Raw genomic sequence first — 22,438 nt, forward strand, 5'->3', positions numbered from 1 at the left:
GGATTCGGGCCGATGCGCCCACAGGTACTGCCGAAGCGGGACACTCTCAACAAAGCTATGGTCAAAGGCTGCGAGCAATGCTTCGTCGGCTCGTAACTCGATGGCTTCACTTTGGAAGCTCGTGACGCGTCTTCGTTCTTTCTGCGAGTCCGCGCTGTCCGCGTTGTAGCTCCCCCGTGGTGCGAGGGCTCTCGCCCCTTACGTCACAGTAGTTGTCCACCTGATTTCGCCGGCCGGTGCGGGTCGACCGGGCTTTCGATCAAAAGGGGCCTTGGCAGGTGGACAGTGCCGACGTACGACGAGGCGCTCAAGTCATCGTTGCGATCTCTGGTCAGAGATCCTCGAGCGCACCATGCATTGTTGCGAAATCGTCAAAAGCGAAACATCGACGTAAGCCGCGCCGATTCCGCTTTTGCAGAAGGCTCGCGTACCTTGTGATACGTGCTGACGGCACGCCGACGAATCGATGGCGCACGATTGTTTTTTGGAGAAAGCACCGCTTCGGTTCGTAGCACGGGCGCATTCCCGGCGGCATGTTGTTCGATAATCTCTGCAAGCATCGCGGGCGAGCGCCTCTTCGTATCGATCATTTCTGCGGCCGTCACCGGCTGCGTCTCGGCAACCTGTACATGATAGGGCGTCGATGCGGGAAGATGTCTAGCCCAATCAAAGACTACAAAACACAAGACCGACGCTATTAAAAGCTTATCAAGCAGAGCAATATTGAAACGTCGCTTCTTGCGCGGTAACGAAGCACGCAAAGGGCGGGCACCCAAATCACTATCAACGGACAAGAGGGACCATTTACCCGTCAGGCAAGGCAGTGGAGCGCGCCTCGGCGGGCGCGCGGCGCTGATGGCCCTTATCCATTTCGCAGACCGCAAGCGCGGCTCGTGGTACACCAGATTGCCCACTAAATCGTCGATACTTTCATTGAGCCCCTCCTCCTCGAATAGATCCTTGGGCAGATCGTTGTGCGGCCGGAGATCGACGTGCGGTGACGGATCAACCTCAATGGTGGTGTCGGATGTCCACGATAAAGGCCCCATTTCTCCGCCCCAGACATCGTGGCGCGTATTGAGACTCTTCTCAGAATCGTGCCACCAGAGATCCAGGGGCTGTTCCAACGTCCGATTGTCCGCACTGAATGGACATATCGACGATGCCGCCCATTCGCCATCCGAGTGGGCGGAAGATGTGCACGGGGTCGCCAGGGTGTCGTGAACATATTTCATGGCGCGAGAACCTAACTCCAATTTATCAATTACGGGCTTGAGAATACGCCTCGACAAGATCAGGAAACAGCTCAACCGCTCATCAACTATTCGTGCCTTGCGGCACTTGAAGCGCGGATCGCCGCTCGTGGGTGAGTTGTCGCCTTCTATGGGCCCCTCGCGAAGCACCGAGCCGGGACGATCGAGCCGTTGCTAGGAATACACATCGAAGCATCCAACATTGGAAATCGATTGACCGGATATCGCACATTCGTTGGTCCGTACGAGCACGCGCGCGATAGCGCGGCCCGCTGGTGCCGAGACGTCGCCGGCGCGCGCGTGCACGGCACTACGCGCAAGGTCCCGCGCGAGCTCTTCGAGTCGATCAAGAAGAGCACCATGCGGCCGGCCCCCGACACGCTCTACGACGTACCGCTCTACGTCGACAAGGCCAAGGTGCAACCCCGATCATCACATCGAGGTCGCGCGCGCACTCTATTCGGTGCCGCATCCCTATCTTCGCAAGCACGTGCGCGTGCGCGCCGACCGCAAGCTGGTCAAGATCTACTTCGGTACCGAATTGATCAAGGTGCACGGTCGGCAGCCGCCCGGAGGGCGCTCCACCGATCCATCGGACTACCCTCCGGGTAAGAGCATTTATGCGACCCGCGACGTGGATGCGCTGCTGGCAAAAGCAAAGGAGCGGGGGGCGCATATCGGCATCTACGCCGAGCGGCAGCTCGATGGCCCGCTGCCCTGGACTGCGATGTGGCAGGTATGTGCGCTCGTCTCTCTCTGCGACAGGTACAGCGACGACCGCGTGGAAGCGATTTTGTCAGAGCGCCCTCGCCTTCGACCTCGTCAATGTGAAACGCGTCTCGAAGATGGCGTGGTCCGAGAAGGTCGAGCAACGCCATAATCGGTCGTCCGGTTCGGGAACCTCGAACAGGACTCCCGGTCGCGGCGGGCGGGTACGATGGCTGGTCAACGCTACATAAATAGTAGCAAGCCATTGACGTGTCGCCACTTCTCGCTACATATTCAGTAGCATGGAACGCGAGGTCACCCCGCCGGAGCCTAAGTTGCCGCTCGCCCCTCTTCCCTCAGTCCTCATCGAGCCGATCGTCCGCGCAGCGCTGCTTGAGGATCTCGGCCGCGCCGGCGACATCACCACAGATGCCATCGTGCCAAGCGACGTGCGCGCCAAGGTTACGCTCGCTGCCCGCGAGGCAGGCGTCGTCGCCGGCCTCGACCTCGCGCTCATGGCCTTCCGACTCGTAGACCCCGCGATTACCGCCTCGATCCGTCGAGTGGACGGCTCCCACGTCTCGCCGGGCGAAGCCATCGCGACGCTCGAGGGGCCCGCGCGCGGCCTGCTCACGGCCGAGCGCGTCGCGCTCAACTTCCTTTGCCACATGAGCGGAATCGCCACGGCCACGGCCGAGGTCGTCGAAGCCGTGCGAGGCACGAAGGCGCGCATCGTCGACATCCGCAAGACGCTTCCCGGCTTGCGCGCGGTCCAAAAATACGCCATCCGCGCCGGCGGCGGGGCGAACCATCGCTTCGGCCTCGACGACGGCGTTCTCATCAAAGATAACCATATTGCGGTCGCGGGCGGCATCCCGGCAGCAATCGAGCGCGCACGGGCGGCGGTTGGCCATATGGTCAAAGTCGAGATCGAGGTCGATACGCTCGAGCAACTCGCGGAGGTGCTGCGCTTCGACATCGACGCCGTCCTTCTCGACAACATGGGCCCCGAGGAGCTCCGCCGGGCGGTCGCACTCGTTGACGGCCGAGCCATCACCGAGGCCTCCGGCGGCATCACGCCTGCGACCGCCGGCGCCCTGGCGGCGACCGGTGTCGATCTTCTGTCGATGGGTTGGCTGACGCAGAGCGTTCGGGCGATCGACATCGGGCTCGACCATATAGCCTGACGGTCTCGCTGGGCTGTTCGGGGAGCCGGCGGACGGGGTGGAAGGACTCCACCATCCGTGCCGTCCTGCACGATGAGACCTACGCGGGCAAGTGGCGATACGAGTCCCGCGAATAGCGCAAGCTCCCCGGAACGAACAAGCGCCAGCCGCGCTACCGAACCGAGAACGAGGTCATCACCCAGGAGCGCCCGCACCTGCGCATCGTCGACGACGAGATCTGGGAGGCCGTTCAAGCCCGCCTTCGTGCTGTCTCGGCGCCCGGCCTTTCGCACAACCGAATTCTCTGAACTAACTTCCGCTTTGGCGCAGGCGCGCCGCATCGCGTGCCGGCGGAAGACCAAACTGGCGCGCGTATTCGCGGCTGAATTGCGATGCGCTCTCGTAACCGACCGAGAACGCGACGGATGCAACCGCTCCGGGCTCGGTGACGAGGCGACGACGGGCCTCATGCAATCGGATTTCCTTTTGATACGCGAGCGGGCTCATTCCCGTCACAGCCTTGAAGTGCCGATGAAAGGACGAGGCGCTCATACTCGAGATTCCAGCGAGCGTCTCGACGCGAAGCGGCTCATCGAAGTGCGAGCGAATCCATTTCAAAGCACGCGAGATCTGCGAAAGCCGACTATCCGAATGCGCGATCTGACGCAGGATCGCGCCGCGGGCACCCTGAAGGACGCGGTAGAGGATCTCGCGCTCGATCATCGGCGCCAGTATCGCGACATCGCCGGGAGCGTCGGCCAAGCGAACGAGGCGCAAAAGCGGACCCATCAGAATGTCGGTCAGCGGACTGGCGCCAAACCCACTGGCGTCCTCATCGGCGGCCGCCGCCGGTACCTCGAGTAGCAGCGCCGCGATAGCGGCGAGGTCGAGCGCAAGCCGCACCGCGAGATAAGGCTCTTCAGGGCTTGCTTCGGTCACGTGCCCCGTCACGGGAAGGTCGATTGAGACGAGGAGGAAGCTCGCGCTGCGATAGTCCAACGTTTGATCGCCGGCAATGAGGCGCTTGGCGCCCTGGAGGACGAAGTACAAGGCCGGTTCGTACATCACGGCCGACGGCTCGGTTCTGGATCGACTGAAGTAGAACGCGACGCGCGGAATGGGAACCGCTGCGCGCGCGCTCGAGGAAACGTGGCGAAGCACGAGCGCCCGCGCTTCGTTCAGCTCGTCCTGCATCACGTCATGATCAACACGAAACCGAGCGTGTGCAAGCTGCGTGCGAGTGGCTTCTGAGAGGATTGAGAGGATCGGGCAAGACTCTGCAAGCATCACGCGCGCCGCCCTCGCGCCGATCGTCCATCCTCGTGGACGAGGAGAAGCAACATGGCAGACATGAGGGAAAAGACGGCGCTCGTCACCGGAGCAAACAAGGGGATCGGTCTCGAGATCGCGCGCCAGCTCGGAGGTAAAGGCTTCCGTCTCTGGCTCGGGTGCCGAGATCCAGGTCGCGGCGAGCGTGCTGCGATCGAGCTACGCAAAGCAGGCGTGGATGCACGCGCGCTCTTGCTCGATGTGACGAGCGACGCGAGCGTGGCCAAGGCCGCGTCGACGTTCGGCGAAGCATCCAATCATCTCGACGTGCTCGTCAACAACGCGGGCATCGACATCGGCGGTTTCGCTTTGCCAAGGGAGCAACGGGTCGACGACATCCGAGCGATCTACGAGGTGAACACCTTCGGCCCGATCCGCGTCACGCAAGCGTTCCTGCCGTTCCTCGAGAAAGCGGGTTCGGCTCGGATCGTGATGATGAGCAGCAGCCTTGGCTCGATCACGTCCGCCCTCGACCCGACGAGCGAAACGTATGGCGTGAACCGCCTCGGCTACAACTCGTCGAAAAGCGCCTTGAACATGATCACGGTCCTGTTCGCGAAGACACTCGCCGCCCACGGCATCAAGGTGAACGCCGCGAATCCAGGCTACACGGGCACGGACCTCAATGAGCATCACGGCCCCCGCACCGTCGAAGAGGGCGCAGCAATCGCCGTTCGGCTCGCGACGATCGGCCCAGCCTGCCCAACAGCGGGCTTCTTCCGACGGCCACTTCAACAACCCAGCCCGCCACGAGTGGTAACCGCGCCCGGAGATCGGCGTCTCTTGGTACGATTTCCGGGCATGCGCTATCGAGGCGGGACCTTTGTCCGCGACGGGCGGTTTCACGGTTCACGCTCCTTATGGCATCGATGACCTGAGACGTGCCGACGTTCCTAGAGTTGCGTCATTCTGCACGATCGCTCGGGGGGCCGACGTTCGATCGTCATCCCTTCCGACAACGTTGATGTACTGAGCCGCCTGCGCCCTCCTGACGGGAGGATACCTGTCACGCACTTGCCCCCTTCCGCGAAGATGCGCATCGTGCGGACATCGACCGTGCCACGATTCCCATTTCGCCACCAGACCTACTCAAGCTTCTTCTCGGGAAACCGAACACGATACTTGATGGCGACCACGCACGAGGACGAAATTTTCCTGTCGGCCCACGCCCTCGAAATGCTGAGTGTCGTGTCGGGCTCCTTGCTCACCAGCGTTCAGCGTCGCTCGCTCCTACGTACTCTTGACGAAATTCTGACGGATCAGACGCACGCGCCAATCGGCTCCGGATTCTTGTCGCAGGCGGACGTTCTCGGTGCGACCCTTGGGTTGGCCGCATTCATCGTGAAGTTCGCTCCGGATCGATGGACACTCGTCCATATCCCATCTGGACGCAAAGAGTCGCCAGACATCTACGCAGTATCGGACGCGGGGGCGGTTCGGTTCCTTGAACTCAAGGTAGTCGCCCCATCGGATGCTGATGTCGAGATCGGCGGCAGTCTGGATACTTGTCGCCGCATCCGCGCCCAACGCGCACGGGCAGTTTCCCAACTCATCGACGCACGGCGACCAAGCCGTCGTGGGCCTGCGATTCGTGTAGCTGCTCCGAACTCCGTCGCGAATGCCTTCACCACGGATGTGCGCGCGTTTGTGATCGTCGTCCTTCCTCGCGCCGGCCTCGTGAGTCGTACGGACATTCGAGGGCCGGGGAGAAAAGGTTGCCCGCAAGACGGCTTTGGACGGGACCTTGCGTGCGCGCAACGCTGTTTGAACGCCCGACTCGGCGAAAACGTCGCCAGTCCCGTAGCCCTTTATGGGGAGTCCCCGCGGTCCAACCCTCGCGTGCGCGACACGCATCAACTGTTGGGCCTTCTCCGTATTGTCAACGGGGGACTCTGGGCGGGTGCTCATGGGCTCGTGGATGCCTCCCTATCCCGCGCTACACAAATTATCGGTGACGCGTCGAAGGAAACTCGTGTAGCGCTCACGCCTGTTGTCGTTCGATATCTCCGAGCAGCGCGCTTCTGCACGACGGTGATGACGAGAGAAAAACTCGTTCTCGCTTTGGGAAATGCATTAGATCGCGAGGGAGGGCGCGCGCTCATGCGCGAGGTGGGTCGTGTGGCACCAGTGCAAGCGGAGGTTCATCGTGTCCCTTCCGGTGAGCTCCTCCGACTGCCACCGCGCGATGCACGCCTTGAAGCGGTAGTAACAGAAATTGAAGGGATTGTCTTTCACGGAGTGCGAAGTGCCCGCGGCGTCCGCCTTGCTGCAGCCGTCGAGGGCTTCAGCATCTACGCGTCTGCGGCAATGGAAGCATTCCTTCGTAGAACGGATAGCCTGGAACTTGTGCCAGAGCACATGGCTCTCGTTCAGCACCTCGATCGGCGTCATCCCGACACCGTGCACTCCGACGGCTTGCAAAGACTTGGATTCTCATTTCGCTCGCCGTCGGGCACCGCCGGCGGCTGGGTAACCCATGATGGTCTCCTGGAGCTGCGCCGGAACTGTAGGCATTGGACATTACGGTTACGCTGTTTGGGTCGAGTATTCGGGCCGCCCACACTCGATGGCTCAAATCGTAGCCTCCCCCCCAATGTTCAGCGGCGTCACCGTGCGACATCTGCCAGCAACCGATGCACCAGGCGAAGATCTTCCCTTCGCGCAAGATGACTGATCGGGCACTCGGGGAGCCGGAAAGACGCAGGGGGAACAGGGCGCTTGCAACGCGTCCGCTTTACGACGGTGTGGCGGTCATCGTGGGCGCGTCTCCAGCCCGCTCGGCTGCGATGTGCGGGCGAAAAGCTCGAGCCATCCGATGTCGATGCGGATGGCGTGCATGGCGAGACGGTCGAGTATCGCGCCCGTGAGAGTGGGTATCCCCTGAGCCGACGCCGTTCTCGACGGGACGCAGATTCAGGGGCGTGGATATTCGGTCGGTGCGACGGGGCATGCTATTCCGCGGCAAGATTGGCCGGCATCGTAAGGAAGCCGACGGCCAGTTTGAGCTGGTCGGGGTCGAGGCGCGCCCTGGTGACGGCCCAGTACTGCGGAGCGAGCTCGATGTAGCGGTCTCGCGGCCAGTGCGGCAGGACACGGATGATCTCGGCGAGGTAGCTCTCGGAGTCGAGTCCGTGCAGCTGACACGAGGCGATGAGCGAGAAGAGGTTCGCGGCGGCTTGGGCGTGGTCGTCGGAGCCGAGAAAAATCCACGCTTTTCTGCCCACGGCCATTGGCCGAAAGAACTGGATGCACCTCGGCATCCGACGATGCCGCCGATGTGACCTGCACCTGGCGCTCGCTCATCGCCTCCGCGCGTCACGCCGGGCTCGATTCCGAGCAGTACCTGCGCGACCTTTGCAGCGTACGGTTCGTCGTGAACGCGGCCGGTACGGGCACGACGCCCGCACAGGCACTCGACTACGATGCTTGGGGGCGTGTCTCGAGCGATACCGTTCCCGGATTTCAGCCCTTTGGCTTCGCGGGTGGAATTTACGATCCGGACACGGGCCTCGTGCACCTCGGTGCGCGCGAGTACGATCCCGAGACAGGCACCTGGATTCAGCGTGATCCTCTTCGCTTCGGCGGCGGCGTGAATCTGTATGCGTATGCGTCGAACAATCCGGTGGGCTTCGTCGATCCGACGGGACTGCTCCCATGCGAGGGACAAGGTGGCGCATCCGGCGGCGGCGGGTCTTCCGCCTCCTACGGTGACGATCCATTTGGCCCGCCGAGGCCCCCGGGGATCCAAACTCCGAATTGGCCGGGCTGGCACCAGGGGTCGGGCGGAGGGAGCTCGCGAGAGCCGTCGCACGTTCCAAGCGGACCCACCGAGATCCCGAGTGGACCCACGGAGATTCCAAGCGAGCCTTCCGACGACGGATCACTCGGCAGCGAGCCCCGTCCTCCCACGAGCCCGTCCACCGGGGCGGAGGGCGATGGCGATTCGTCTCCCGGGGTATCGGTCCAGGTTCGCATGTGCAAGCCATGCCTTTGCTGGAGATCGAGCGGTGATAAGATTCCTTACAAGAACCAGACTCCTCAAACGTGCAAACAGATTTGTTTCCCGGACTACGCCGAATGCAAATAGCTGCGAAATTCTCGCTTATCGATGAGATGCTTGCGGCATTCCAGCATGTCGAAGGCTTTGAGCCTTCGTCCTTCGTTGCATCGACGCTCTCTCATGGTACGAGCAGCAGCGGCGGGCGCCGGGAGCAGCTTCGGCGCTCGTTTCGCTGCGAGACAAAAGGCTCCGTGTCGCTGGTTCAGGTCTTCGGTGGGCCGCGTCTCTCATGGCGTCGTCATACCGTGGCCAAACTCCTCGAAGCGGGGTACGAGCCGTGGCTTTCGTCACGCGATCAGGCCCTGTGCCGGCGATGGCTATCAGGATTGAAGCAGCAAATTTCCGAGCTCAGGTTTCTGCGTGAGCTCGCCGGGGCCCCCGAGCGGTGGCCAAAGCGTGCCGTGTCTCGGCACCCCATGAGGCCTACTCGGCGAACGTGGTGCGATTGGCACGCGACCGTCGAGGCAGCCCGCGCCGCGGAGATTGCGTGGGACGACTGTGCGATAAATGTTGGCCGTCGGGCGGAGCTTGCGTTGCCGGCATCGGTCGACCCGCGACCATTCCGACTTTTCGTGGGCGCACTTGGAATGGATGATGCCGAGACGGGGCGCTCCTTGGAGCTTTACGTGCGCCTCTTCGACCCGTCTGGCAGCGCGCGCCGTGTGCCTGGGACCGTCGTTACAGCGGTGGTGGACGAGCTACGGCGCGGTGGTTATCGACGCGACCGGGGGATCCCAGGCCAACTCTCCGCGACGAAACGCGTGCCGAATGCCACGTTCGCGGCGCGCGAGGGCGCACGCATATATGAGCGGATTACGACGCGGATTCGAGCCTAGTCAGACTTGGGGGAACGGATACGGAGATCAACGTCTGCGGTGCCGCCGCTCCTTCGGCCTCGTCACCGCACGTTTCGAATCGCCTAGGACGTACGTCCCATTCCGCCGCGCATAGCGAGTTCTCGAAGCAACTCGCCCACCACTCGACTACCCATGATGGGCACGAGCAACTCGAAGGGTGGCTCGTTGTCATCGAGGTAGGTCTCGTTGTAAAGAAGCGCGACTTTCGCGGCAAGAACGAGCTGGATGCGTAGCAGTGCCCCCGTATCTGCGAAGGCAGCGGGGACGGCCGCCCAGGGGTTCACCGAAAGTCCCGTGCCGAATCGAACGGCGGTCCCTTCCATCGCGCGCGCCTCACAACTCGATCAACGAGCGATCTTCTGGAGGCACCTGGGTATTTTGCTCGTAATGCGCGAATCTCGTCGGTGAGCTCGTCTCGATTGACGGAAAGCGCGATGGCGAGCGTCGTCCCTATCATCTGCAATTTCTGGCCTGATCCGCCGTGCGGCAGAGATCATCTCTGTACACGCCCATGCATGATTCTGCATGGTTCGCGGGCCGCGCATCGACCATTCAGCCGTAGCGAGTCGCAACGGAAACAAGATTCGCTTGCCTGGCGCCCTGTTCAAACACGTCGCCGTGAAAATCGTTGTCGATGACATCCATCCGCCTCATCAGGGTGCGTCCAGTCCGCGGAGCGTGCGCCTCCTCAGGTTCCGTCCTCCGGAAGGGTGGACTCTGTGGCGCATCGCTTGCGTGGCCGCGCACGCGGCGCGCACTCCCTCCGGGCGAGTAGCGCGCGAATGCACCTCCTTGGCGAGGCATAGGCCATGCAGCTTTGGGATCATGGGGAAGGAATCCGTGATGGCTCTATCTCGATGGAACGTGCATACCGAAATTGGGAAATCGCCTCCTGGTCGGAGCGTTCACACGCGCGTTGCCGGGGCCAGGTGTGATGAAACGGGACAGCTTCAAGCATGAGTGCGCGCGTGGTCGACGTGGGAGGTGGCGCGGAGCTCGAGCTGGTTACCGTCCATCCCGCGAATAGGGATGTCGTCATTCTCAAGGTGCATGACGGGGTTGAGCGCTTGAAAGCGACCCCTTACGCGGAGGTTTCGTCATGAGGCCCGTTCGACATATCCTCGTTGCCGTGGACTTCGACCAAGGAGAGCGACGGGCCGTGGATGTCGCTGCCGTAATTGCAGAGCGTTTCAACGCCACGATCACGCTCGTACACGTCATGTACCCTAGCCCCCGTGTTACGCCGATATGGATCCAGCGGCGCGAAGATGCCGAGCTTCGACTGCAGAATCTGCTTGCCCCCTTGCGCGTAACCGCAAAATGCATGGTGCGGTTTGGAGCGCCTGCGCAAGAGATAGTGGAAGCCGCCCAGACGCTGCGCGCAGACATCGTCGTCGTTGGAACACATGGACGGCACCGCGCGGCGCGCGCGTTTCTCGGCAGCGTCTCAGAGGAGGTGATGCGCACCTCCCCCGTCCCGGTACTCACCGTGCTGGGTGCGCCACCCGATGAAGCGGGATCGTGAGGCGATTGACGACCGCCGTGACCTTCCAAGGTCACCATGCCGGCGGTGACGGTGGAGGGAATCTGCACGCGCGGGACAACGACCCCACGTCCGTTTCTCGAACGCGCGTATCCCGTTCCAACTCGTCCAATACGGCGCCTTGAATCTCCGAATCTGCTTTCTTGAGCATTCCTCCCCTATCGCCGCACCATGCAGCATGGATGTACGAGGCCGAAGGTCAAGGCAGACGTCCAGCGTGCCTGCTCGGCCGCCGAACCAAGGTGGACGAGACCAAACATCGCGATCGCGATCCCTGCCCCGCACCGGAGCCACGGACGCCGCGCCCAACGCGCGAGAACCGTCGCGAAGGCCCCCATGGTGAGCAGCACCGGGAGCGTCCCCGCACCGAAGGTCGCCATCACGAGCGCGCCTCCCAAGGGAGAGCCCGAGGCGACGGCAAGGCCGAGGGCCGCGTAAACGAGCCCGCACGGAATCCATCCCCAGAGCAGACCGAGGAGGACCGCCGCGCGAGCCGATTGCACTGGCAACAGGCGATGCGCAAACGGCTCGAGTTTCCGCCAAAGGAAGGCACCGATACCTTCGACACGTGAAAACGCGGGCCACGCGCCCAGTAAGAAAAGGCCAACCCCCAGCATGAAGAGCCCCGCAAGGAAACGCAATCCGACTTGGGCGCCGTAAATCACATCGATGCGCGCAACGGCCGCGCCCAGGGCTCCGGCGGCCAATCCGGCCATCGCGTACGAAGCGATGCGCCCGATGTTGTAGGCGAGCGTGAGCTTCATCGGGCCGGTGCCGCGAGGCAACCCGGCACCGAGAACACCTACAATGCCGCCGCACATCACGATGCAGTGCACCCCACCGAGGAGGCCCATGCTCAACGCCGAAACGAGAAGCATCGTCGTCATCGACCGCCTCCGAGAAAGGTCGCCTGGACCTCGCGCATTTCGCGACCACTCTCGCGCTCGACGCGAATCCGAAAGCGGAAGTCCCCCCGGCACCGCTCCACCGGCATGCGCAGCGCGACGGCGACGTGCGTGCCCGAGAGCGGCTCCAACTCGACTTCGGCAGGCTCGACCTGGGCAGTCACGTCCGTCCCCGCGTCCACCCCAATGCGAAACCGCTCGCGCGTCCCTCGCTTGTTCACCAAGTGCAAATCGAATGCATTGTACACGCTGTCGGGGGTCACGACGTAGGGAGCACCGGGCGCGCGCAGCAGCACGGCCTCGAAATCGGACCGCGACTTCGCCGCCGTGGTTGCCGCAGCGAGCCCGACGAGCCCGAGTGCGGTGTACAGCACGATACGTGGACGCCAAAAGCGACGGCGCGCTCCCGCGAGCCCACGCGTCGAGTCGTAGCGGACGAGCCCGGGCGCGCGGCCGAGCCGCTCCATGACGTCGTCGCACGCGTCGATGCATGCCGTGCAGGCGATGCACTCGAGCTGGGGGCCCTGCCGGATGTCGATGCCCGTGGGGCAGACCACGACGCATCGTTTGCAATCGACACAGTCACCGCGATCCTTCGCGGTCGCTTTGCCCCGAGGCTCGCCGCGGCGTGTGTCGTAGCCCACCATCAGCGAATCCTCATCGACGAGAACGCCCTGAAGGCGCCCGTACGGGCAAAAGGACGTGCACAAGCGCTCGCGAAAATGGGCCAAATCGAAATACAGAATGGCTGTCAGGCCGAAGGCCCACGCAAAGGCCTCGGGGTGCTCCGCCGGGCGCGTTCGAACCATCTCGAACATTTTCGGCAACGAGACGAAATACGAGAGCACGATATGCGCAATGACGTACGAGGCCAGCAAATACGCTGAATGCACGGCCACCTTTCGCGCAATCTTCGCTGCCCCCCATGGCGCCGATGCGGCACGAAGCCGCCGCTCGCGCGGTCCCTCGATCCAACGTTCGATGCGGCGATAGACCGCCTCCAAGAACACGGTGTGCGGGCACATCCATCCGCAGAAAACGCGCCCGGCGATGGCGGTCATGAAGACCAGCCCGAAGCCGATGCCCGTGGCCAAAAAGAAGAGCAACCACGCATCTTGCGAATTGAACGTCGTGCCGAAAAAGAAGAAGCGACGCCGCTCCACGTCCAAAAAGATGGCGGGATGACCCGCGAGGCGGACCCACGGCAAAACCGCCCATAGTGCGATAAGCAGCGCGAACACCGCGTGCCGCGCACGGTGATACCGGCCGTGCACGTCGGCGGGTGCCACGATGGGGAGTTTCCGTCCTGCCATGACTCCCTCAGTCCATTTGCGCGCCCTGCGGCGCCTTGCCGCCAGGCACGTTGGTGTGTTCGATCGTCAGGACGTACGCGGCCACGGCGGCGATCTTCTTGTCGCCAAGCTGCGGTCCCCAGGCCGGCATTCCCTTGGCCACCACGCCCTCGCGCACCGTCTTGAAGACGTCCCCCGGCTTATTTCCGTGAAGCCAGTACGCGTCGGTGAGGTTCGGCCCGATACTTCCGCCGCCGTCGGCGCGATGGCATGCTACGCACGTGCTGGTGAACGTCGCCTTTCCCTGTGCGAGCGTCGCGGGATCACGCGAAAAGGCCAGAAGCAACTCGTCATTCACCGCGCCCTGCGCAAACGCTTGATCCGCCATGGCCATCCGCTCGGCGGCGACTTGAGCATCGTGGATCTCGCGCTGGGAGGGATGGATATGCAGAGCCTGCATGTCGAACCAGTAGATGACGGCGAAGACAATGGCTCCGTACAGGGTCCATTGCCACCAGCCCGGCAGTGGGTGGTTGTTCTCCACGATGCCGTCGTACGTGTGCGAGTCGTCTCCCGGATCGGAGTGACGGTCCTCATCGAGCATGGTCATGGTCTCTCTCCTCCGGGGCAAGAGGAAGTCGCGCAGCCGTGTCGACTTCAACGTGGCGATAGGTCAACGCGCGGACGAGCACGGCGGCGAAGACGACCATGAAGGTCACCAGCGCCACGAGTGGAAGCGCGAGCAGCGACGATGTCTGGAGAAAATCTCGGTACATGGCGGTTTCCTCAGTGGGCAAGTGAGACGTTTTGGGTCGGTGGCGGGGCAGGCTCGGCATGCACGCCCAGTCGTTGCAGGAAGGCGATGAGCGCGACCATCTCCGAATCAGGGGCCACGTCGATCCGTTCAGCGGCAAGGTCGCTCACGATGAGTGCCGCCTGATGCGATTCGTCTTCGGCCGCGCCGTGAATGTCTTTCTCGGTGTACGGCACGCCGATCGACCTCATCGCGCGGACCTTGGCTTCCGTTCTCGAGGCATCGACGCGCGAGGTGACGAGTCCGGGGTACGCCGGCATGTTCGACGCTTCCGTGACCGAGCGTGGGTCGAGCATGTGCTTGTAGTGCCAGAGATTCGGGTACTTGCCCCCGAGCCGCGCCAGATCGGGCCCCGTGCGCTTCGACCCCCATTGGAACGGATGGTCGTACATCGAGTCGCTGAGGGTCGACGCAGGTCCATAGCGCTTCGCCTCGAAGTCGAAGGGGCGGATCATTTGCGAGTGGCAGTTGAAGCACCCCTCGCGAATGTAGATGTCGCGCCCCTCGAGCTCGAGGGCCCGATAAGGGTGCGCCTCGGAGGCTGCGGCCGCGTCGGTTTGCCGAATCACCAGCGACGGCACGAGCTCGGCCACGCCGCCCGCGAGGACGGCGATCACCGTGAACACCGTAAAGAGGAGCGCTCGTCCTTCGAGAACGCGGTGCCATGGGTATTCACCCGGGGCGGCACGCGCGTGCAGAACGAGGGTGCCCATAATCGCGGCAAAGATCGCGGTGACCGCGAAGAAAACCGCGGCGTACCAATTGGTGGCGAGCATCACGGCGACGCACCCACCGACGATGGCGATCACGACGACCGGCGTATCGAAGACGATCGCCTTCCAGGGAACGTCGGCCCGGCGAGCGCGCACGACGATCTCCGCCGTACCGTCGACCGGCTTGCCCGCACGCGCCGTGCGCGCCAGGTTGTATCCCATAAGGATCATCCCGACGAGGTAGAGCGTGCCTCCCACGAGCCGCATCCAGTACATCGGCCGAATCGCGAGCAACGTCTCGACGAAGTTCGGATACACGAGCGCGCCCTGCGCGTCGGTCGCCCGCCACATCAGCCCCTGGGTGATACCGCTCACCCACATCGCGACGACGTAAAGCAGAATGCCCACCGTCCCGACGTAGAAGTGAAGGTCTGCAAGCTTCTTCGAGTGGAGCGGCCGCCCCCAGAGCCGAGGCGCCATCCAGTAGAACATGCCGGCGGCCATGAAGCCGTTCCACCCCAGTGCGCCGGCGTGCACGTGACCGATGATCCAGTCGGTGTAATGCGCGAGGGCACTCACCTTCTTGATCGACAACAGCGGCCCTTCGAAAGTGGCCATTCCGTAAAACGTGAGGGCCGTGGCGAAGAACTTGAGCTCCGGTTCGCTCTTCACTTTGGCCCACGCCCCCTTGAGGGTGAAAAGGCCATTGAGCATACCACCCCAGCTCGGCGCCCAGAGCATGACGCTGAAAACCATGCCCAGGGTCTGCGCCCAATCCGGCAGCGCCGTATTCAGGAGATGGTGCGGCCCTGCCCAGATGTAAACGAAGATGAGTGCCCAGAAGTGGACAATGGATAGTCGATACGAATAGACGGGCCGATCCGCTGCCTTTGGCAAGTAGTAATACATGATACCGAGCACCGGCGTCGTCAGGAAGAACGCCACCGCATTGTGCCCGTACCACCACTGCACCAGCGCATCCTGCGCACCTCCGTAAATTGAATAACTCTTTAGGCCAAAAACCGGAATGGCGAGCGAGTTGACGATATGAAGGACGGCGACCGTGACGATGGTCGCGATGTAGAACCAAATCGCGACGTACAGGTGCTTCTCGGTACGGCGAGCCAAGAGCCAGAAGAAGTTCACCGCGAACACGACCCAGATCAGCGTGATGGCGATATCGATGGGCCATTCGAGCTCGGCGTATTCCTTGGCTTGCGTGAACCCCAAGGGAAGCGTCACGGCGGCCGCCACGATGATCGCTTGCCAGCCCCAGAAGTGGACTTTGGCAAGGAAATCGGACGGGAGGCATGCCTTCACCAGGCGCTGCGTGGAGTGGTAGATGCCTGCGAAGATCATGTTGCCGACGAACGCGAAGATGACCGCATTCGTATGCAGTGGGCGCAGGCGGCCGAAGGTCAGATACGGCGCGACATTCGCGGGCCACCACGCGAGCTGCAACGCGACGATGGCTCCAACGAGCATGCCGACGATGCCCCACACGACGGACGCCCCCAAAAACGCCCGCGCGATACCGTCGTTGTAGACGATGGTCATCTTCTGCAGTTCTTGTTTCGGATCGACGGCGTAAAGCGCAGGGCGCTCGACCGCGCTTTCTTCGGCAATCATGGATCGTCCTCCTCGAGGGGAAGTAGGGCAAGGCGGTCCGCGTGGTCGAAGTCGCGCTGCCGGCAGGTAAAGCCGAAGAGCAGGAGCGACCCTCCCACGAGGACGAGACTCACGAACAGTTGCAAAACTAGGACCTCCACAGTCGGCTCCTCGCGTTGAGCGACCACGTGGTGGCGACGATGGTCGACACGGAGCTCGCGGGCATCAGCACGGCGCAGAGGAGCGGGGACATGAGGCCCGCATACGCGAGGGCAACGGCGATGACATTGTAGGTGACGGCCATCGCGAGGTTTCGGCGCCGCACGCGGGCAAGCGCCCTCGCCGCGTCGAGTGCGAGGCGCACGGGGCGAAGGCCGGGTGTCACGAAGTAAAAATCGCTACGCGCGGCCATGAAGGGGCGATCGATGGCCGGCGTTCCGCTGCAGAAGGCGCGCTCGACGACGAGGCTGTCGTTGATGCCGTCGCCGATCATCATGAGGTCGTCATGGTCGTGGGCGTCGACCCACGCGGCCTTGGCCTCGGGCGAGGCATCCCCCACCACGCGATCGGGCTCGATTCCCGCCGCGTGCGCGGTTTGCGCGGCGCGCGCAGAATCATCGCCGCTGAGGAGCCATACATCGTAGCCACGCTGGCGCAGCACCGCGACTTCGGCCCGGGCGTCCGGGCGAAGCGTCTCCTCGGTGGTGAACGCCGCCAGCCATTCCCCATCTCGACCGAAGGCCAGATCGCCAGGTGCGTTCGCGCCGGGCGCGACCCAATCCGGGGCTCCAAGTCGAAACTCGGCACCGCTGTCCCATCGCAGGGACACGCCCCGCCCCGGCTCCTCGCGAACGGGCACGTCAATGGATACGTGGACCATTTCGCTGAGGGCGCGATGGACGGCCATCGATTTCGGATGGCTACTGCTGGAAGCCAAGCGGTACAGGACGGCCCGATCGACCGAGTCGAGCCACGCGAGCGCTTCGGGATGCCTCAAGGCCAAGGTGCCATTCGTCAACGTGCCCGTCTTGTCGAAGACGACCGTGTGCACCTGGGCGGCGCGGTCGAGAAACCCGGCAACGCGTACGAAGAGTCCCGCGCGACGCAGGCCCGACTGAACGAGATCGTAGGCAAGCGGCATAGCGATTCCGAACGCGCACGGGCAGGTCACGATGAGTACGGCGGTCGCCACCTCGGCGCTGCGCGCAAAGTCGCGCGTGGCGACGAGCCACGCCAAAAAGCCAACCGTGCCGGCCGTAAGAACCGCGCCCACATATGCTTTCGCGAGGCGACGCCACCATGGCGTGCTCATGGCACTGTCGGCATCGCGCGTCGCGGGCGTGCGCAGCCACTCGATCAGCGGAGACGCGGCGAAATCGTCGCAGGCCTCGATCTCCACCGCTTGCGCGCCTGCCAGAAATGCACCCGCCGGGACGCGCTCTCCCGGCGCTAAGGTGCGTACGCGGCTTTCGCCGTTGATCCAATCCAACGAAAAGCCCGCCGCGGTGTCCCGAAGGGTTCCATCGACGGGCACGAGATCGCCGGGCGCCACCCGCAGCCTGTCGCCGACCGCAATTTGCGCGCATGCGACGGTTTCGACGTGGCCGTCCCGCACCCGCCGCGTCAAGAGGCCATCCGAACCGTCGTTGGCGAGAAGCTCGAGGCGATTCTTCTCGAGCACGCGTTCCTGCAGAAAGCGTCCCACCAGCATCAATGCGATGAACACATTGAGCGTATCGACGAAGATGCCGCCGCCCCGGTGCCCCGCGTACGAAACGACCGATCCGGCGAACGCGAGAACGATACCGAGCGCAATCGGCAGGTCGAGATGGAGCACCCGATGACGGAGCCCTTGGACGGCGGAGCGAATGAAGACGGAGCCGCCGATGGTCACCGACGCCAACGAGAGCAAAAGGTCGAGACGCTGAAACAGATCGTAAATCGGCCCACTGGCGAGCCCCGCATAGATGGCAATACCGAGGATCATCGAGTTCATCGCGATGGCAATGCAGATCCCCATGCGCACGACGAGTCCTCGCGATCGAACCGGCTCGGACTTGAGCGGCGGTCCGAGCAAGTATCCGAACGACTCCACCTCGCGAACGAATGCCTCGAGGTCGAAGTCGGGCGCGACGACGAGCTCCGCGCGGCCAAGCGAAGGGTTCACGGTCACGCGCACCGCGCCGACGCGACGGCCAAATAAGGTATCGATCAGCCAGACGCACGCGCTGCAGTGCAATCCTTGAACGTCGAGATCGACGCGCGAGAGGCCGGCGGCTGTCGCCTCCCGCACACGTCGCGCGATGGAGTCGAGCCACTTGTAGTCGCGTCGCTCGATGCGCAGGTCGCTGACCGGCACCCCGCGTTCCCCGCGAAGGTCGTAGTACCGCTGGAGGTACTGCGCGGTAAGGAGCGCGTGCACCATGCGGCATCCCAGGCAGCAAAAGGCGCCCTCCGATGCCGACGCGCCTTTCGCAACGGGCGTACCACAATGGATGCACATGGATTGCGCCACGGAGGTCATCGGCTATCGCAGATATCTGCGCTCCCGTTGATGCCTTCATACAGGTCGGCGAGTGCGCTCTCGGCGACCGTGACCATCGGTTCGAGAAACCGCGAAAGGCTCACGACGACCTCAGTGGGCAAGGTTGGAGGATGCTTCGTCGAGGGCCGCTCGAATCGACGCATACTGCGCTTGGAGCATCGTCCGCAACTTCGGTGGTAGGGTCGTGAGTGGCGCCCCTTTCAGTGCCTCGCGATATCCCTTCAATGCCGCTCGCTCACCACGAGCCCACTCTTCGACGATCGCGCGATCGCGATGGCCGGAGGCAGTGCGGCGCAGTCCCATCCATCCTCGATGCACGGTGCCCGCCGCCGTTCCGTCGAATTCGGGCTCCCCCCCGAGTTGCCGAACGGCAGCTTGAAGGTCGAATACGAATTCGAAGCGCTCGTGTTTGCGTATCTGAAAGATCGACTTGAGCGTGGAATCTTCGACGTTGGCCTCGGCCTCGCCGTACCCCTTTTGCCCATCGATGCACGTCTCGATGCACTTGTTGAGCATGGCGATGATGGCCTTTGGTTCGGCAGCGTGCGTCTCGGTGCTGGACATGGGTCGCCTCCGCAGGGCCACAAGTGCAGATCGAGTGCCAACCGCTACGCGCAAGCACCTTGACGCCGGCAACGCAGCCGATCGGAGTCGCGCGCGGTCGTACCTTTATCCGCGAGGCGCATGGCTTGCGCGGGAACGCATGGCTTGCGCAGGGGTCGTCAGCGCGCAGCCCCGATCGCCCCTGAAGAGCTGTCGATATGAGCGAGGGCCGGCGAAACCCGCTCGAGGAAAAAGGATGGCACCGTCGGCCGCAACGAGTGGGCCGCTCTTGGCCGCCCTGTTGATCTCGGCTACGGCCTCGCGAACACGTGTGATCGCCGGCCGCGACTTCCAGCCGAGGCCTCGCGACGAAAGCGCGCGCGGAATGCCCAAGGGTGCCCTGTCTTCTTACTCGCCATACGTAAAACTCTCCATGCCGAGATTCCCACGTCTTCCGCGAAGCGCCGCACGGAGCGCCTCCTGGTACGCGGGGAAGCGCGACGTTCGCGTGCGCAACGTCTCGAGCCAAGCGACGGATCCCGGATCGGCTTCGACGCAAGAGGCAACGAGCGTCGCGGCGTGTTGGTAGTGACGCCGTCGCTTCTCGCCGGTGACGCCGTCGGTACGGTTCGACGCCGCGATTCTCATCGCATCGACCGCGGTGGCGCGGTCATTCGGCGTCACGCGCGAGCGGACGTCGGCGCGCTCGAGCACGTCGAGCACCGTCGGTGTCGACAGCATCGCCGATGGATCCATCGATTCGAGATGTGACTCGAGGAGCGAGCGCGGCGTCTGTTTCAAAAGTTCGACCATGGCTGCGCTCACGCCATTCGGAGTGCCTCGGGCAAGCGTCCACACGAACACCGGGAATAGGAGATGGCCCGGATGCTCGTCGTTGGACCACCCGAGACCAGGTGCGCTCTTCAGCGCGCTCGCCGCACTCGGGAGGTCGCCGACGATCATGTGCAAAAAGGCAAGTAGTCGCCTCGACTTGGTCGGAGTTGCGGCCATCGCGGCTGTGGCGCGCTTTCGGATCACAGCGGCATTCGCATCTTCCGCAACGAGCCATCGGAGGAGCCGTACGAGCGAAGGCGCGCCAAGCCACGCCGCCTCGAGCCTCTTCGTCGCGTCCTTTCGTCCGAGCTTCGACGCCGCAAGCGCTACGCCGTCGAGGAACTCGCCGTTCCAGAGGCCGGCCCCGGCCAGCGTGACAGCTTCTTCGTAGGCCAGGAACGCCTTCTTCCAATCGCCGGCCTCCGCAACCGCGTGGCACCACGCCCTGACGGTTTGCGGTGACTTCGTCGCGTGTGCGAGCCGCGCGAGTCCCTCCGCCCCTTCTCGAGCCTCGATGGCAGCGCGCAGCCAGCCATCGTGTCCCGATTCCCACGCGCCCTCGCCACGCGATGACGATTCCAAGCGCTTGATCCACGCATCGAGGAACGCATCACGCTCCGGGAGCGCCTCGCCGAGCGCTTCCTCCATCGCGCGCACCGGCTCGACAAGCACACCGATACCATTCACCTTATCGATTGCCGTCAAGATCGCGTCGACGCGACCCTTGGTCGGCGTCTCGAGATAGACCGCCAGGAGATATCGCCCGACGCAGTCGTAAAGATCGACCGAGAGCATCTCCTCGACCATCTCGTGCTGCCCGAGGTCGATCTCCGCCTCCGCGATCGGAAGGAGCAACGCCTCGAGGATGCGTCGCGCGGTCACGTGTTCACCCGCAAGCGAAGCGGTCACGCCGCGACGGAGATACTCGTCGACTTCCATGGGTTCGGCGTAGCCGACACGGCGTGCGGCCTTCGCGAACTCGATGACCTCATCGACGACATCCGGCGACGGAGCCGCGGGACGATGGCCACCACGCGCGACCGCGCGACGAAGCAGCGCGTCTTCGATGGGACCTCGCGCTTCGGAATCGAGCCGCTCGAGCATCTCGCTGATGAACGCGCGGAGCTCGTCGGTATCGAGTGCGCGGAGCGCTTTCCCGACGTCTGCGTCTCGAGCTGGTATCGGCTGCGGACGGCGTCTCACGATCCGCCCTCGTCGTGCGAGAGGCTCGCCGGCGTCGGTGAGGTCAAGGCATCGCGCGCGGCTCTGCGAGCGCTCTTCTCCACTTTCCGAGCGGCTTCCTTCGAGGCGACTGCACGCGCGCGCGCCTCGATCGTCGTCACGACATCGGGCCGTCTCTTGCCGAATCGCTTCTCGTAGAGATCCTCGATGAACTGGGGCAGCGGTGCCTTCCAAGGCTCCTGACGGTGGTTGTCGAGCTTTCCGAGCTTTGCGGGGTTCATCCCGAGCTCGCGCGCCATCTGCACGTGCGCATGGGAGAGATGATGCCGCTGACGCGCGGTGACCCATTCTTGCAGCTTCGGATTGAGCTTCTTCTTCGCCACTACCTCGCTCCGCAGCACTTCTTATACTTCTTCTCGGACCCGCACGGGCATGGATCGTTGCGTCCGACCCTCGCGCATCGCCATTCGATCGCGGCGCTCGACGCGCCGGCGATTCGTGGCGCGAGCTCCCGCACGATCGCGGACCGCCGCGCGAACTGCGCCAGGATTGGGAGCACCCAAGCTTTACACGGGCGGCCTAACTGGTCGCGGCTACCGTGCGGCCGCACGGCAGGGGTGTCCAAAACCGTGGGGACAGGCGCTGGTACTCCAGAGGAAGCACCTCGTCGAAATCTTCGTCGCGAACGGGTGACCGACTCCAAATGCCCGGCACAGGCGGTCGATTTTATCCAGATCCGTCTACGTTGCAGCTCGCATCGTTCGATGAACGCGCGGTGTTCTCGTTCGAGGGCTTCGACGCTCTTCGAGTGCGTCGAGCACCGCGGGGGCTGCGGGAGGACTCGCCTGCGCCCAGGAGCAACGAACTATCCCGTGGGCTCCTCCGTAGTCCTCATGCCGACCGGAGAGCACGACGGGATGCGTCTCAGAGGTCTGGCACATGGCTTTCTCGGCTCTTTGGTATGACAAATTGTCGTAACCGCAAGCAGATCAAACGAACGACAACACAAATCATTCGTACTTGCTTATCCCGTGTGTCCAGCGAAAAACAGATCTTACTTTGACGCCAATTTAGCGCGGTACGGGC

At 63.5% G+C, this 22,438-nt stretch carries 20 protein-coding genes; 6 read left to right on the forward strand and 14 right to left on the reverse strand.

From position 1 onward, the window contains the following. Positions 1-371: 371 nt before the first annotated feature. Positions 372-1,235, reverse strand: a complete 864-nt coding sequence (locus LZC95_35050; protein ID WXA91659.1) for a hypothetical protein — start codon at positions 1,233-1,235, stop codon at positions 372-374. 481 nt (positions 1,236-1,716) lie between these two features. On the opposite strand from LZC95_35050, the gene LZC95_35055 reads away from it, so the two are divergent. Next, a complete protein-coding gene (locus LZC95_35055) occupies positions 1,717-2,133 on the forward strand; it encodes a hypothetical protein (protein ID WXA91660.1) in 417 nt (138 codons plus the stop codon). Between the two features lie 130 nt (positions 2,134-2,263). Next, on the forward strand, positions 2,264-3,148 hold the full coding sequence (nadC, locus tag LZC95_35060; GenBank protein WXA91661.1) for a carboxylating nicotinate-nucleotide diphosphorylase: 885 nt from the start codon (positions 2,264-2,266) through the stop codon (positions 3,146-3,148). Positions 3,149-3,436: 288 nt separating this feature from the next. Here the strand turns inward: nadC and LZC95_35065 are convergent, their stop codons facing one another. Next, the gene (locus LZC95_35065; protein ID WXB00246.1) at positions 3,437-4,321 is read right to left on the reverse strand and encodes an AraC family transcriptional regulator; all 885 of its coding nucleotides are present in this window, start codon (positions 4,319-4,321) and stop codon (positions 3,437-3,439) included. A gap of 156 nt (positions 4,322-4,477) precedes the next feature. Between LZC95_35065 and LZC95_35070 the strand changes: the two genes are divergently transcribed. Next, a complete protein-coding gene (locus LZC95_35070) occupies positions 4,478-5,329 on the forward strand; it encodes an SDR family oxidoreductase (protein ID WXB00247.1) in 852 nt (283 codons plus the stop codon). 1,200 nt (positions 5,330-6,529) lie between these two features. Here LZC95_35070 and LZC95_35075 read toward each other — a convergent pair. Beyond that, complete coding sequence (locus tag LZC95_35075; protein WXA91662.1) at positions 6,530-6,847, reverse strand: hypothetical protein; 318 nt, start codon at positions 6,845-6,847, stop codon at positions 6,530-6,532. 560 nt (positions 6,848-7,407) lie between these two features. Further along, entirely contained in the window at positions 7,408-7,686 is a 279-nt protein-coding gene (locus tag LZC95_35080; protein WXA91663.1) for a transposase domain-containing protein, read from the reverse strand. On the opposite strand from LZC95_35080, the gene LZC95_35085 reads away from it, so the two are divergent. Both LZC95_35085 and LZC95_35090 read left to right on the forward strand, forming a co-directional pair. Beyond that, positions 7,686-8,543 carry an RHS repeat-associated core domain-containing protein gene (locus LZC95_35085; protein WXA91664.1) on the forward strand — a complete coding sequence of 286 codons (858 nt, stop codon included), beginning with the start codon at positions 7,686-7,688 and terminating at the stop codon, positions 8,541-8,543. The two genes, LZC95_35080 and LZC95_35085, sit on opposite strands and share 1 nt — an antisense overlap. A 218-nt stretch (positions 8,544-8,761) precedes the next feature. Next, positions 8,762-9,352 (forward strand): hypothetical protein, encoded by a 591-nt coding sequence (locus tag LZC95_35090; protein ID WXA91665.1) that lies wholly within the window; start codon positions 8,762-8,764, stop codon positions 9,350-9,352. A gap of 83 nt (positions 9,353-9,435) precedes the next feature. On the opposite strand, the gene LZC95_35095 is transcribed toward LZC95_35090, so the two are convergent. Next, on the reverse strand, positions 9,436-9,696 hold the full coding sequence (locus tag LZC95_35095; GenBank protein ID WXA91666.1) for a hypothetical protein: 261 nt from the start codon (positions 9,694-9,696) through the stop codon (positions 9,436-9,438). A gap of 776 nt (positions 9,697-10,472) precedes the next feature. On the opposite strand from LZC95_35095, the gene LZC95_35100 reads away from it, so the two are divergent. Further along, positions 10,473-10,898: a universal stress protein gene (locus tag LZC95_35100; GenBank protein WXA91667.1), complete on the forward strand. Its 426-nt coding sequence runs from the start codon at positions 10,473-10,475 to the stop codon at positions 10,896-10,898. Positions 10,899-11,074: 176 nt separating this feature from the next. On the opposite strand, the gene LZC95_35105 is transcribed toward LZC95_35100, so the two are convergent. From LZC95_35105 to LZC95_35145, 9 genes are all read right to left on the reverse strand, one after another. Beyond that, a complete protein-coding gene (locus tag LZC95_35105; protein ID WXA91668.1) occupies positions 11,075-11,803 on the reverse strand; it encodes a sulfite exporter TauE/SafE family protein in 729 nt (242 codons plus the stop codon). Then, on the reverse strand, positions 11,800-13,134 hold the full coding sequence (gene ccoG / locus LZC95_35110) for a cytochrome c oxidase accessory protein CcoG (protein ID WXA91669.1): 1,335 nt from the start codon (positions 13,132-13,134) through the stop codon (positions 11,800-11,802). The genes LZC95_35105 and ccoG overlap by 4 nt, the downstream gene beginning before the upstream one ends. Positions 13,135-13,141: 7 nt before the next feature. Then, positions 13,142-13,723: a c-type cytochrome gene (locus LZC95_35115; protein ID WXA91670.1), complete on the reverse strand. Its 582-nt coding sequence runs from the start codon at positions 13,721-13,723 to the stop codon at positions 13,142-13,144. Continuing rightward, positions 13,707-13,889, reverse strand: coding sequence for a CcoQ/FixQ family Cbb3-type cytochrome c oxidase assembly chaperone (locus LZC95_35120; GenBank protein ID WXA91671.1), 183 nt, complete (start codon positions 13,887-13,889; stop codon positions 13,707-13,709). The genes LZC95_35115 and LZC95_35120 overlap by 17 nt, the downstream gene beginning before the upstream one ends. Before the next feature lie 10 nt (positions 13,890-13,899). Next, entirely contained in the window at positions 13,900-16,269 is a 2,370-nt protein-coding gene (ccoN, locus tag LZC95_35125; GenBank protein ID WXA91672.1) for a cytochrome-c oxidase, cbb3-type subunit I, read from the reverse strand. 127 nt (positions 16,270-16,396) lie between these two features. Then, entirely contained in the window at positions 16,397-18,772 is a 2,376-nt protein-coding gene (locus LZC95_35130; protein ID WXA91673.1) for a heavy metal translocating P-type ATPase metal-binding domain-containing protein, read from the reverse strand. 111 nt (positions 18,773-18,883) lie between these two features. Then, a complete protein-coding gene (locus LZC95_35135) occupies positions 18,884-19,357 on the reverse strand; it encodes a PA2169 family four-helix-bundle protein (protein WXA91674.1) in 474 nt (157 codons plus the stop codon). A gap of 387 nt (positions 19,358-19,744) precedes the next feature. Further along, positions 19,745-21,373: a hypothetical protein gene (locus LZC95_35140; protein WXA91675.1), complete on the reverse strand. Its 1,629-nt coding sequence runs from the start codon at positions 21,371-21,373 to the stop codon at positions 19,745-19,747. Further along, positions 21,370-21,735: a hypothetical protein gene (locus LZC95_35145; GenBank protein ID WXA91676.1), complete on the reverse strand. Its 366-nt coding sequence runs from the start codon at positions 21,733-21,735 to the stop codon at positions 21,370-21,372. Before LZC95_35145 ends, LZC95_35140 begins: the two co-directional genes overlap by 4 nt. Positions 21,736-22,438: the final 703 nt, after the last annotated feature.

It is taken from the genome of Sorangiineae bacterium MSr12523, from assembly GCA_037157775.1.
GTDB lineage: Bacteria > Myxococcota_A > Polyangia > Polyangiales > Polyangiaceae > Pendulispora > Pendulispora brunnea.